Origin of the sequence: Mariniflexile jejuense, assembly GCF_042675665.1 — a bacterium.
GTDB lineage: Bacteria > Bacteroidota > Bacteroidia > Flavobacteriales > Flavobacteriaceae > Mariniflexile > Mariniflexile jejuense.
On record NZ_JBHTJI010000001.1, the window covers coordinates 588,637 to 601,378 of the forward strand.

10 protein-coding genes are annotated in these 12,742 nt (G+C 32.7%); 4 read left to right on the top strand and 6 right to left on the bottom strand.

The window, feature by feature from the left end:
- Nucleotides 1-9: 9 nt before the first annotated feature.
- Together ACFQ1R_RS02580 and ahr are read right to left on the bottom strand one after the other, a co-directional pair.
- On the bottom strand, nucleotides 10-1,782 hold the full coding sequence (locus ACFQ1R_RS02580) for an ABC transporter ATP-binding protein (protein ID WP_379924550.1): 1,773 nt from the start codon (nucleotides 1,780-1,782) through the stop codon (nucleotides 10-12).
- A 263-nt stretch (nucleotides 1,783-2,045) separates the two neighbouring features.
- Entirely contained in the window at nucleotides 2,046-3,053 is a 1,008-nt protein-coding gene (gene ahr, locus ACFQ1R_RS02585; RefSeq protein ID WP_379924551.1) for an NADPH-dependent aldehyde reductase Ahr, read from the bottom strand.
- A 137-nt stretch (nucleotides 3,054-3,190) separates the two neighbouring features.
- Here ahr and ACFQ1R_RS02590 point away from each other — a divergent pair, with 137 nt between their 5' ends.
- Genes ACFQ1R_RS02590 through ACFQ1R_RS02600 form a run of 3 tightly spaced genes read left to right on the top strand, consistent with a single transcriptional unit; the run spans nucleotide 3,191 to nucleotide 6,442 of the window.
- Nucleotides 3,191-3,805, top strand: a complete 615-nt coding sequence (locus ACFQ1R_RS02590) for a fumarylacetoacetate hydrolase family protein (RefSeq protein WP_379924552.1) — start codon at nucleotides 3,191-3,193, stop codon at nucleotides 3,803-3,805.
- Nucleotides 3,806-3,833: 28 nt separating this feature from the next.
- Nucleotides 3,834-5,753, top strand: a complete 1,920-nt coding sequence (locus ACFQ1R_RS02595) for a DUF294 nucleotidyltransferase-like domain-containing protein (protein WP_379924553.1) — start codon at nucleotides 3,834-3,836, stop codon at nucleotides 5,751-5,753.
- Nucleotides 5,754-5,773: 20 nt separating this feature from the next.
- A complete protein-coding gene (locus ACFQ1R_RS02600) occupies nucleotides 5,774-6,442 on the top strand; it encodes a 3'-5' exonuclease (RefSeq protein WP_379924554.1) in 669 nt (222 codons plus the stop codon).
- 41 nt (nucleotides 6,443-6,483) lie between these two features.
- On the opposite strand, the gene acs is transcribed toward ACFQ1R_RS02600, so the two are convergent.
- The 3 genes from acs to ACFQ1R_RS02615 form a co-directional block, all read right to left on the bottom strand.
- Entirely contained in the window at nucleotides 6,484-8,397 is a 1,914-nt protein-coding gene (acs, locus tag ACFQ1R_RS02605) for an acetate--CoA ligase (RefSeq protein ID WP_379926296.1), read from the bottom strand.
- Nucleotides 8,398-8,513: 116 nt separating this feature from the next.
- Entirely contained in the window at nucleotides 8,514-10,235 is a 1,722-nt protein-coding gene (locus ACFQ1R_RS02610) for a sodium:solute symporter family protein (RefSeq protein ID WP_379924555.1), read from the bottom strand.
- The gene (locus ACFQ1R_RS02615; protein WP_379924556.1) at nucleotides 10,228-10,482 is read right to left on the bottom strand and encodes a DUF4212 domain-containing protein; all 255 of its coding nucleotides are present in this window, start codon (nucleotides 10,480-10,482) and stop codon (nucleotides 10,228-10,230) included. Before ACFQ1R_RS02615 ends, ACFQ1R_RS02610 begins: the two co-directional genes overlap by 8 nt.
- Nucleotides 10,483-10,836: 354 nt before the next feature.
- Here ACFQ1R_RS02615 and ACFQ1R_RS02620 point away from each other — a divergent pair, with 354 nt between their 5' ends.
- Nucleotides 10,837-11,940: a heparan-alpha-glucosaminide N-acetyltransferase domain-containing protein gene (locus ACFQ1R_RS02620; RefSeq protein WP_379924557.1), complete on the top strand. Its 1,104-nt coding sequence runs from the start codon at nucleotides 10,837-10,839 to the stop codon at nucleotides 11,938-11,940.
- Between the two features lie 98 nt (nucleotides 11,941-12,038).
- Here the strand turns inward: ACFQ1R_RS02620 and ACFQ1R_RS02625 are convergent, their stop codons facing one another.
- Complete coding sequence (locus ACFQ1R_RS02625) at nucleotides 12,039-12,740, bottom strand: response regulator transcription factor (RefSeq protein WP_379924558.1); 702 nt, start codon at nucleotides 12,738-12,740, stop codon at nucleotides 12,039-12,041.
- Nucleotides 12,741-12,742: the final 2 nt, after the last annotated feature.

Sequence of the window (12,742 nt, forward strand, 5' to 3'; positions counted from 1 at the left end):
TAACCTGTTTTAAATTTTTGCTTGGTAGGTGTATAAGTCGTAATATCTACCTTGTAAAGCAATCAATTCATCATGGTTACCGCGTTCTACAATATTTCCTGCTTCAATTACTAAAATTTGATCTGCTTTTTTAATGGTACTTAAGCGATGTGCAATAACAATGGTAGTTCTATCTTTTATTAATTCAGCTAAACTTTTCTGAATTAATGCTTCACTTTCAGTATCTAAACTAGAGGTTGCTTCATCTAAAATAATAATTTTTGGGTTTGCTAAAATAGCACGTGCAATAGCTAAACGTTGGCGTTGACCACCAGATAATTTTACACCACGTTCTCCAATTAAGGTGTCTAAACCATCATCAAACCTATCGGTAAACTCGTTTACGTAAGCTGCTTTAACGGCATTTTGCAACTCTGTTTCTGTGGCGTTTGGTCTTGGAAATAGAATGTTTTCACGAATAGTACCTTCAAATAAAAATTCATCTTGTAAAACGACGCCTAAATATTTTCGATAGGTACTAAGTTTTACTTTCGATAAATCTTGATTATCAATGGTTACCATGCCCGATTTTGGTGTTAAAAACGTAGCCGATAACCCTGCCATGGTTGATTTTCCAGAACCTGAACTACCAACCAACGCGGTAACTGAACCTGCTGGTGCAGTAAAATTAATGTTATGCAAGACTTCTTTACCTTCATCATACGAAAATGACACGTTTTTAAATGCAATATCTCCTTTTAAATCTTTAAGGTGAATGGTACGCTGTACGTTATCTTCTTCAGCAGTCAAATTCATAAGTTCTTCAGTTCTATCTAAACCTGCCAATGCTTCTGTAAGTTGACTACCAATATTACTCATTTGTACAATTGGCGCTATCATAAAACCAAGAATTAAGGTAAAGAAAAGAAAATCCCCCGTAGTCATTTCGCCTTGAATCATGTAATAACCACCAATGCCCATAATACCCGTAGTGGCAACACCTATTAAAAACGTAGAAGCACTCGTCATGAATGCCGTGGCGGTTAAACTTTTCTTTACGTTTTGGTAAAGTTTGTCAACGCCTTTTTCAAATACTGTTTGCTCTTGTTCTTCAGCGTTAAAGGCTTTTATTACTCGAACACCAGCTAAGGTTTCTGTTAAACGACCTGTAACTTCTGCATTTATTTTTCCTCTGGTTCTAAAAATAGGACGTATGTATTTAAAAGCTCTTAATGCGATATACCCAAAAATAGAAAGTGGAACGAATACAAAAAGCGTCATCCACGGGTTTAATTTTATTAAAATAATTAGCGAAACAATAGCTGTAAAACTACCACCTACCAATTGTACCAAACCTGTACCAATTAAGTTTCTAACACCTTCAACATCACTCATAATACGTGATACTAAGGCGCCAGATTTTGTATTATCAAAAAAACTAATGGGTAATGACAATACCTTTTTTTGAACTTGCGCTCGCAATTCGCTAATTAAATATTGTGCTTGTACACTTAAAATGCGAGTTAGTAAAAAAGACGTAACCGCTTGTACAAAAATAGCTCCTAAAACAATGGCTATTAAGCTATATAGATGAGAATAATCTTTGTTTGGTATAACTTCATCCAGCAATACTTTACTCTGCCATGGAAATATTAAACCTGATAAACTTTTTATAACTATTAGTAATAAACCAATAAAAACCAGATTGCGCCTTGGCCAAATGATGGTTTTAAAGGCTTGAGCCATGGTTACTTTTGGTTTTGATTTATCGGTGTTTTTTGAGGGTTTTTTTAGGTGTTGCATTTTAAGAATTCTTGTAAAAAAAATGAACGGTAAAAATAGCCATTCTAAATGGTGTATTCTACAAATTGTATTAAATAAAAAAAACCACTTTATAAAAAGTGGTTTTAAATGTTTTAAACGGTATTAGCTTTTAATCGCGTTTTGCTTTTTTAGCAAGTTTTGCTGCTTTTTTTTCTTTTGGGGTTAAAACAGCTTCCTTTTTTACATTTTTTTTAGCGTCGTGTGATTTTGCCATTTTTAATAAATTTTAATTAATTATTTATTTAAGCTTTTAATACAATTCTAAATCGTGCTTTACCATCTTCAAGATGCTTCATAGCCTTATTTACATCGGTCATTTTAAATTCTTCAACCGTTGGATAAATATTGTGTCTTACACAAAATTCCAACATTTTTTTGGTTAATGCAATACTGCCTATTGGGCTTCCTCCAACCGATTTTTCGCCCATAATTAAACTAAATGCAGGAATAGCCATGGGTTCTAAAACTGCGCCAACAGTATGTAATTTTCCTTGTGGTGCTAATGTAGTTAAAAAAGAATTCCAATCAAGCGTTACATTTGTTGTGTTCAAAATAAAATCTAATGATCCCACTATGCTTTGTAATGCTTCAGGTTTTGTAGAATCGACTACATGATGCACACCCATTTTTAAAATCTCATCTTTTTTATTTGGGTTTGAACTAAATGCTGTAACCTCGCATCCCCAAGCTTTTAAAAACTTAATAGCCATATGCCCAAGTCCGCCAACACCTATGACGCCAACTTTATCGGTTGGTTTTACACCAGACAATACAATTGGATTAAAAACGGTTATACCGCCACAAAATAATGGACCTGCTTTTGCCATATCCAAGCCTTTTGGTAAAGGAATAACCCAAGACCAATGTCCTCTAACAACATCTGCAAAACCACCATGACGACCAACAATAGTAGCCTCAGAACTTCCGCATAAATGTTGTTTACCATCTAAACATTGATTGCAATGCATACATGCACCAGAACTCCAGCCCATGCCTACTTTATCGCCAAGCTTTAACCCTTTCACATCTTTTCCTAAAGCAGCTACTTCACCAACAATTTCATGCCCAGGCACTAACGGAAATTGGCTCATACCCCAATCATTATTAATCATACTTAAATCGGAATGACAAATGCCACAATAATGCACTTTAATATCAATTTCTTCATTGCCAATATTTGGTAATTCATATTGAAATTTTTCTAATGAAGCACCTGCCTCTTTTGCTGCGTATGCGTTAACTGTTCTCATAATATTCAGATTGGTTTATTGCCCATGAAGATACAAAAAACAACAGCAATTTTTCTTAGAAAGAAGTTAAATATAGTTTAATTTTAAGCATCATATTCACTAAATTTACAACCTTAACATTAACTAAATTAAATATTATGAAAATTCTAGCTATCGGGAAAAACTACGTAAATAACCAAGAAGAAATTAGTGCTAACAAAACAGGAACTCAAATTATATTTTCAAAACCTGAGTCGAGCCTTGTTAGAGATAACAAAGACGTTGTTTACCCGAGTTTTACGAACCAAATTGTTTATGAAATTGAGCTAGTAATAAAAATTGGCAAAAAAGGAAAAGACATAGCTTTAGAAGATGCTGCTTCGTACATATCTGAAATTGGTGTTGGTATTGATTATACTGCTAAAGATGTTTTTAATGCTTGCAGAGAAACAAAAGGGCCATGGGATTTGGGTAAAGGTTTTGATGGTGCTGCGCCAATATCAACCTTTAAACCTGTTTCAAATTTCCCAAAATTAGATGATATTAATTTTCATTTAGTAATTAATGGTGAACAAAAACAAGTTGGAAACACATCATTAATGATTTACAATTTTAGCGATATTATTGCATTCACTTCAAAATATATGACTTTAGAACCTGGCGATTTAATTTTTACCGGAACACCTGCTCATGGCACAGGCGATATACATAAAGGCGACCATTTACAATGCTTCATAGAAGGTGAATTATTGTTAGATTTTAAAATGATTTAGTTTTTTAATGATGGTTCTAATATAACAGATGAAAAATTCTATAGCAGAACGTGTTTACGATTTTTTAAAAAACTATCCGCCTTTTAATATTTTAAAGGCGGATGCTTTGTTAGAAATTTCAGGACAAGTATCTATCGTTTATTTAGAAAAGGGTGATACACTTTTTAAAAAAGGCGATGCTTTTAACGAGCATTTCTATATGGTTAGAAATGGTGCTATAACCTCGTTTCATACTAACAACAATAATGTTCAAGAAATAGTAAACATAAGTGATGCTGGTGACATTTTTGGCGTTCGCCCGCTTATTGCTAAAGAAGATTATAAACTTACCGCTACCGCCAATGAAGAATCTATTGTATATGCCATACCAATTGATACTTTTCAAGCAGTAACTCAGGATAATGCGAGTGTTTATAAATTTTTAATTACCGCATTTGCTACCAATGCTTACGACCCCTATACCGCAGAAGAAACAGGTAAAATATTTGCAGATTATTTACCCAGCACATCGCAAGATATTGTTAGTTTTCAAACAGCTAATTACTCTAAAAACCCAATTACTTGCGACTTTAAATCGTCATTAAAAGATGCCGCTATTAAAATGAGTAAGTATAAAATTGGCTGTATTGTTGTTGTTGATGATAACATACATCCTGTTGGCATAATTACAAATAGCGATATAAAAAACAAAATTGCTACAGGGTTATATCCTATAGAAACACCTGTTACAAATATTATGAGTTCGCCCGTTATTACCAACAAAAAAGATTTGACGGTAGCCGATGGGCAATTACAAATGATAAAATACAATATTGGGCATTTGTGTATTACCAAAGATGGCACTGTAAATTCTAAATTAATAGGCGTTTTAACACACCATGATGTATTGGTTACATTAGGAAACAATCCTTCGGTTATTTTAAAAGAAATAAAACGCGCCAAACGCACAAAAAAATTACGAACTGCCAGACTTAAAGCTAATACGCTTTTAAAAAGTTATTTAGAACAGAATATCCCTATTTCGCATATTGTAAAAATTATTTCCCAAATTAATGATGCCGTTACAGTTCGAGCTATAGAAATAGCATTAAAAAAAATGCCTTCACCACCTCCGGTAGCTTTTTCTTGGATGTCTATTGGTAGTCAAGGTAGAAAAGAACAAATGCTTTTTACAGACCAAGACAATGCTATTGTTTTTGAAGATGTAGCTGAAAACAAGTATGAAGAAACACAAGCTTACTTTTTAGAATTAGCGAAACTAGTTACTAAATCATTAAACAAAATAGGTTTTGAATATTGTGAAGCCAATATGATGGCTAGTAATATAGAATGGTGCAAATCTATAACCGAATGGAAATTGCAATTTGAAAACTGGATTTCTAACCCCGATGAAAAAGCAATTTTGCTATCATCCATTTTCTTTGATTATAGTAGTGTATATGGCGATAGCAATTTGGTTGATGAATTATCTGATTCTATTTATAAATCATTAGAAAGAACAGCTTTATTTTTTAAATTTTTAGGAAGAGACGCACTCAAAAATCCGCCGCCTCTAGGTTTTTTTAAACAATTTTTAGTTGAAGAAAATGGCGACCAAAAAGACCTTTTCAATATAAAGAGTAGAGCCTTAATGCCTTTAATTGATGCTGCCAGATTACTTATTTTAAGCAACAACATAAAAGGCATTAATAATACCTCTGAACGTTTTGAAAAAATGGCAGAAATTGAGCCTAATAACAAAGAGCTTTACCAATCGTGTTCGTATGCTTTTAAAGCGCTTTTAAAATTCAAAACCAAACAAGGCTTACTACACAATAATTCAGGGAAATTTATAGAACTAGAAACGCTTACCAAAGAAGAAAAATTAAAGTTAAGACGTTGTTTTAAACCCATTCAAGAAATTCAAGAAACTTTAAAAATGAGGTTCGACTTAAAAAACTTCATGTAAATCTTAAAAGCTACAAGTAAATGATTTTTGATTGGTTATTTAAAAAAAAACAAACATTTCCAGATTTTTGGAACGACTACCTTGCTACTTTCAATAAAAAAAAACCAAAAGATAACACTATAACAAACACTCGTTTTATAGCTTTTGATACAGAAACCACGGGCTTTAATAAAAAAGAAGACCGCATTTTATCAATAGGTGCTGTTTCATTTACAGGAAAAAAAATAAATGTGAATGATAGTTTAGAACTTTATTTAGAACAAAGCATTTTCAAACCTGAAACTGTTGAAATTCACGGACTAATGAAATCTAGTTCATTAGAAAAAATAACTGAACTTGAAGCTATAAAAGCATTTTTAGCTTATATAAAAAATGATGTTTTAATAGCGCACCATGCTCATTTTGATAAAACTATGGTTAATGAAATGTTGTTAAGGCATGGTTTAGGAAAACTGAAAAACAAGTTTATTGACACAGGTGTTTTGTATAAAAAATCAATACACATTATTTACAGACAAAAAGAAAAAGTTTATACGCTTGATGAGTTAGCAAAAGAATTAAATGTTCCAACGGTAGACAGACATACCGCTACAGGCGACGCATTAATTACAGCATTAGTATTCCTTAAAATATTAGGACGTTTAGACAAACGAAAGCACTTAAATTGGGGGTATTTATTGGAAAGATAATTGACAATTACCAATTGATAATTGTCAATTATCAATTTCTTTTAAAGTGCATTATCAATAATATCCTGTACTACTTCCGGATTTAATAATGTACTTGTATCTCCTAAATTACTAGTGTCTTTACTTGCTATTTTACGTAAAATACGACGCATAATTTTACCTGAACGTGTTTTTGGTAAGCCTTGTGTAAATTGTATTTTATCAAGTTTTGCAATAGGTCCAATTTTATCGGAAATTAACTGGTTTATTTCTTTGCGTAAATTATCATGAACCCTACTTTCACCTGTTTCTTTTAAGGTTACATAGCCATATAAAGCACTTCCTTTTATATCATGTGGAAAACCTACAATTGCAGATTCTGCAACTGCTGGATGTTCGTTTATTGCATCTTCAATTGGCGCTGTTCCTAAATTATGACCAGATACTATAATGACATCATCAACACGACCTGTAATACGGTAATACCCTACTTCGTCACGCAATGCGCCATCACCTGTGAAATAGTTGTTTTCATATGCCGAAAAATAAGTTTCTCTATAGCGCTCGTGGTTTCCCCAAATAGTACGAGCAATACTTGGCCATGGGAATTTTATACATAATCGTCCTTCTACCTGATTGCCTTTAAGCTCGTTACCTTGCTCATCCATTAATGCTGGTTGAATACCTATAAATGGCAAGGTTGCATAGGTTGGCTTGGTTGGTGTTACATACGGTATAGGAGTTATCATAATACCACCAGTTTCGGTTTGCCACCATGAATCTATAATTGGACTTTTACCTTTACCTATAACATCATTATACCAGTGCCATGCTTCTTCGTTTATTGGTTCGCCAACACTTCCCAAAACTTTCAAGGATGATAAATCGTATTTTTCAACAACTTCAACACCTTGTTTTGCCAAAGCACGAATAGCTGTTGGTGCTGTATAAAACTGTGTAATTTTATGTTTTTGAACAATTTGCCAAAAACGTCCGAAATCAGGATAACTAGGTACACCTTCAAACAACACGGTTGTTGCACCATTAGCTAATGGGCCATAAACAATATAGCTATGTCCTGTTATCCAACCAATATCTGCAGTACACCAATACACATCATTTTCACGATATTGAAAGGCATTTTTAAATGTGTATGCTGTGTAAACCATATAACCTGCGGTTGTATGCACCATGCCTTTTGGTTGCCCTGTTGAACCTGATGTATAAAGGATAAACAATGGGGCTTCTGCATCCATTATTTCAGGGCTACAATTGGTTGAAGCTTCATCTAAAAGGGGTTGCAACCATTGGTCGCGACCTGCTTTCATTGAAATTTCTGTATTAACACGTTTTACTACTAATACGTTTTTTACACATGGACATTTTTCTAAAGCGTCGTCTACAATACCCTTTAAATCTATTGATTTAGCACCTCTGTATGAGCCATCGGCAGTTACAACTAATTTACAATCACTATCATTAATTCGAGTTGCTAATGCTGTTGCTGAAAATCCTGCAAACACCACTGAGTGAATAGCACCTATGCGAGCACAAGCTAATACAGCTATTGCTAATTCTGGTATCATAGGTACATATATACATACACGATCACCTTTACCTACACCTTGCGCTTTTAATACATTAGCAAATTGATTTACTCTATCATATAATTGCTTGTAGGTGATATGTTCTGAAGGTTCATCTGGATTATTAGGTTCGAATAAAATAGCAGTTTTATCACCTCGGGTTGCTAAATGTCTGTCAATACAATTTTCGGTTATATTCAATTTAGCACCTTCAAACCATTTTACTTCTGGTTTTTTAAAATCCCAACTTAAAACATTATCCCATTTTTTACGCCATATAAAATGTTCTTCGGCTACTTCTTCCCAAAAACTTTCTGGTTCTCTAATAGATTTTCTGTAAACTTGATAGTATTCTTCTAAATGCTTTATGTGATAATTACTCATTTTTATATTGTTATTGAGTTGTTTGTCGTTAAGTTGTTTGCTTTTTTAGTTGAATTAACTGAACAAACACACAATACCCGACTTAACCTTTTTAATTATTAGTTGTCAATTATCAATTGATTTTAATGTTCTGTTGCTTCGCCTGCACCACTTGGAATGCGGATAGTTTCAACAATTTCTTGTACATTTTGCGGTGGTTCTGGTGTAAATTTCATAATAATAATTGAAACTATAAAATTTAAAATCATAGAAACTGTTCCAAAACCTTCGGGTGAAATACCAAACCACCAATCGGCTTTTTCACCGCCACCAAACCAGCCAAATTTAAATTTAAGCATGTAAAATATCATAGAAGCAATTCCTACTACCATACCAGCTATCGCACCTTCTTTATTCATTCGTTTATAAAAAATCCCTAAAATAATAGCAGGAAAAAACGAAGCTGCAGCAAGACCAAAAGCCAAAGCAACTGTTGCCGCGACAAACCCTGGTGGATTAATTCCGAAATAACCGGCAATACAAACCGCTGCAACTGCAGATAAACGCGCTGCTATTAATTCGCCTTTTTCTGAAATGTTTGGATTTATCATTTTTTTGATGAAATCATGCGAAACCGATGACGAAATAACCAATAATAAGCCTGCTGCTGTTGATAATGCTGCTGCCAAAGCACCAGCTGCTACTAATGCAATGACCCAGTCTGGTAGTTGTGCTATTTCTGGGTTGGCAAGTACCATGATATCGTTATCTACAACCAATTCGTTTTTTGTGGCATCAGCTACATATTGAATGTGACCATCTTTATTTTTATCATCAAAAACTATCAAACCTGTTGTTTCCCACTTCTTAAACCATTCTGGTACTTCATTATATGGTTTATTAGACACCGTTTCAATTAAATTGGTTCTTGCAAAAACAGAAACTGCTGGTGCTGTAGTATATAAAATAGCAATTAACAATAATGCTAAACCGGCCGATTTACGAGCATCTTTTACACGTTTTACAGTGAAGAAACGCACAATAACATGAGGCAAACCTGCTGTTCCTACCATTAATGCTAGCGTAATAGCAAATACATCTATCATTGATTTTGAACCTTCTGTGTATTCGGCAAAGCCTAAATCGGTACTTAAACCATCTAATTTATCTAATAAATAGGTTCCTGAACCATCGGCTAATGTACTACCAAATCCCAATTGCGGAATTGGATTTCCCGTCATTTGAATAGAAATAAAAATTGCAGGCACCATAAATGCAAAAATAAGCACACAATATTGTGCTACTTGTGTATATGTGATGCCTTTCATACCGCCAAGAACAGCATAAAATAACACGATTATCATACCTATAATAACACCTGTATTAATATCGACTTCCAAGAAGCGAGAAAACACTAAACCAACGCCTCGCATTTGACCCGCTACATACGTAAACGATACTAAAAGTGCACAAATAACACCTACAAAACGGGCTGTATTTGAATAATACCTGTCTCCAATAAAATCGGGTACAGTAAATTTTCCAAATTTACGTAAATAAGGTGCTAGTAGTAATGCCAAAAGCACATAACCACCTGTCCAGCCCATTAAATAAACCGCACCATCGTACCCTGCAAATGAAATTATTCCAGCCATTGATATGAAAGAAGCTGCACTCATCCAATCGGCAGCTGTTGCCATACCATTTGCTAAAGGCGAAACGCCGCCACCAGCCACATAAAACTCTTTGGTTGAACCTGCTCTTGTCCAAATAGCAATACCAATATATAAAGCAAATGTTAAACCTACTATAATATAGGTCCAGTTTTGAACCCCTAAACCTGATACTAAAAACAGACTATTCATCGTAACCGTATTTTTTATCAAGTTTATTCATAAGCCGAACATATACAAATATTAGAATAACAAACACGTAAATTGAACCTTGTTGTGCAAACCAAAACCCTAATTTAAAACCTCCCATCTTTATTTGATTTAAGGCGTCTTTAAATAAAATTCCAGCACCATACGACACTAAAAACCAAATGGTTAAAAGTATAAATAGGTATTTAATGTTTTCTTTCCAATAGGCTTGCGCATTGTTTTTTGTCATAATTTAAATTTAGTTGGTTGATTTTAGTTCAATAAATATAAATATCAAAATTTTTAAGAAAATGGCTGGTTATTCCATATAAAAAGAATGTATTCCTTTAATTGTCCATTAAAAAATTGACATACCGCTAATATAATACTTAGAATGTAAAGCACAATTATATTCATGTTTTTATATGGTTTACAAAAAGTAAAATATGTTGATTATCAAAAAAAATAGTTATTTAATATGAAATTTTCAAAGCATTAATATTTTCTTTAAAAATATCTTTATTAATATTGCATAATAATTTTTAATGTGCCTGTTGCAATTTAAATTATAGAAGTATCTTTACACTAACCAAAGCAAAAAGTATTGCAGACAAATCGTCTTTATTTTATTGATGCTGTTAGAGCCTTTGCCATTTTAATGATGCTGCAAGGTCATTTTATTGACACTCTTTTAGACCCTTTTTATAGAAATACAGCATATACAGCTTACAATGTTTGGTCGTATTTTAGAGGTATTACTGCACCAACTTTTTTCACTATTTCTGGTTTGGTTTTTACTTATTTATTATTACGCGCCAACGCCAAAGGAGACGATAAAAAGCGAATGAAAAAAGGCATATTTAGAGGTTTATTGCTTTTAGGTATTGGCTATAGTTTGCGTGTTAATTTAGTAAGCTGGTTTACAGGGTATTTTGGAACCTATTTTTTGGTTATTGATGTTTTACAATGCATTGGTTTATCGCTTATTCTTTTAGTTTGCCTATACTCATTATTTAAAAACCATAGCTATATTTTCTCAATAGTGTTATTTTGTATTGGGTGTGTTATATTTTTATCCGAACCTTTATACAGAGATTTAGAAATTACCAATGTTCCTTTAATTTTTGCCAACTATATGACCAAAGCAAATGGTTCTGTATTTACTATCCTGCCTTGGTTTGGATATTCGGCATTTGGCGCATTTTTATCTACAGTGTTTTTTAGACATTCTCACCGAAGTAGATTTAAGCAATTTACTATAGCTACATTTTTTGTGGTTGGGTTGTTACTAATTTTTGCATCAACTGATTTTCTTTATTTACTACATAGCTTAACAAATTTTGATTTATTTTATAGATGTGCCGATTTTAATTACCTATTTATACGAATGGGCAATGTTTTAGTTATTTTTGGTCTATTCTATACATTTGAACGTTATTTAAAACAATCTATAATTTCTAGAATTGGTGAAAAAACACTTTCTATGTACGTTATTCACTTTATAATACTTTACGGAAGTTTTACAGGCTTTGGTTTAAAACGTTTTTTTAATAAATCTTTAGATCCTACCGAAGCTATTGTAGGCGCTTTCTTTTTTGTGATAGTTACTTGTTTGGTGTCATTTCATTATGCTAAAACAAATACGTTTGTTTATAATATGATTGGAAGAATAATAAGTCCTTTCAAGAAAAAAAAGACAGTTGATTAGTTCAAATATGTATGTGAAAAATATTGGTTTTATACTCAATAAAAAAATCCAGCAATACAAATTGCTGGATTTTTTTATTTGAAAATATATGTATTAAATTAGTTTACCACCAACCTAAAACCTTCACCATGTATATTTAATATTTCTACTTTTTCATCAAGTTTTAAATACTTACGTAATTTAGCAATATACACATCCATACTACGCGATGTAAAATAATTATCATCTCGCCAAATTTTGGTAAGTGCTAATTCACGAGGCATTAAATCATTTTCATGTAATGCTAATAAACGTAATAATTCGTTTTCTTTTGGTGATAATTTTACTGGTTCACCTCCTTTAAAACGTAAAAAACGCAACTTAGAGTTAAGGTCGAAATTACCAATTTTAAATTCAAATTGCTTACTATCTGAAATGGTTTCTGTTGCTTTACGTTGTATAATAGCTTTTATTTTCATTAACAAAACTTCGCTATCAAAAGGCTTATTCAAATAGTCATCTGCACCTACTTTGTAACCTTTCAACACATCTTCTTTCATGGTTTTTGCAGTTAAAAATACAATTGGCACATCGGTATTTTTTTCGCGAATTTCTTTAGCTAATGTAAAACCATCTTTATATGGCATCATAACATCTAAAATGCATAAATCGAAATCGTCTTTTTTAAATTTTTCGAATCCTTCCATGCCGTTTTTTGCGTGAACAACATCATAATCGTTCATCATCAAATAATCTTTAAGAACAATTCCAAAATTAGGATCGTCTTCTACTAATAAAATTTTCTTTTTTTGCTCTTCCATAG

Bases quoted from the DNA above. Each gene is read 5' to 3' on its own strand.
- ACFQ1R_RS02580 (WP_379924550.1), bottom strand. From the start codon at position 1,782: ATGCAACACCTAAAAAAACCCTCAAAAAACACCGATAAATCAAAACCA.
- ahr (WP_379924551.1), bottom strand. From the start codon at position 3,053: ATGAGAACAGTTAACGCATACGCAGCAAAAGAGGCAGGTGCTTCATTA.
- ACFQ1R_RS02590 (WP_379924552.1), top strand. From the start codon at position 3,191: ATGAAAATTCTAGCTATCGGGAAAAACTACGTAAATAACCAAGAAGAA.
- ACFQ1R_RS02595 (WP_379924553.1), top strand. From the start codon at position 3,834: ATGAAAAATTCTATAGCAGAACGTGTTTACGATTTTTTAAAAAACTAT.
- ACFQ1R_RS02600 (WP_379924554.1), top strand. From the start codon at position 5,774: ATGATTTTTGATTGGTTATTTAAAAAAAAACAAACATTTCCAGATTTT.
- ACFQ1R_RS02610 (WP_379924555.1), bottom strand. From the start codon at position 10,235: ATGAATAGTCTGTTTTTAGTATCAGGTTTAGGGGTTCAAAACTGGACC.
- ACFQ1R_RS02615 (WP_379924556.1), bottom strand. From the start codon at position 10,482: ATGACAAAAAACAATGCGCAAGCCTATTGGAAAGAAAACATTAAATAC.
- ACFQ1R_RS02625 (WP_379924558.1), bottom strand. From the start codon at position 12,740: ATGGAAGAGCAAAAAAAGAAAATTTTATTAGTAGAAGACGATCCTAAT.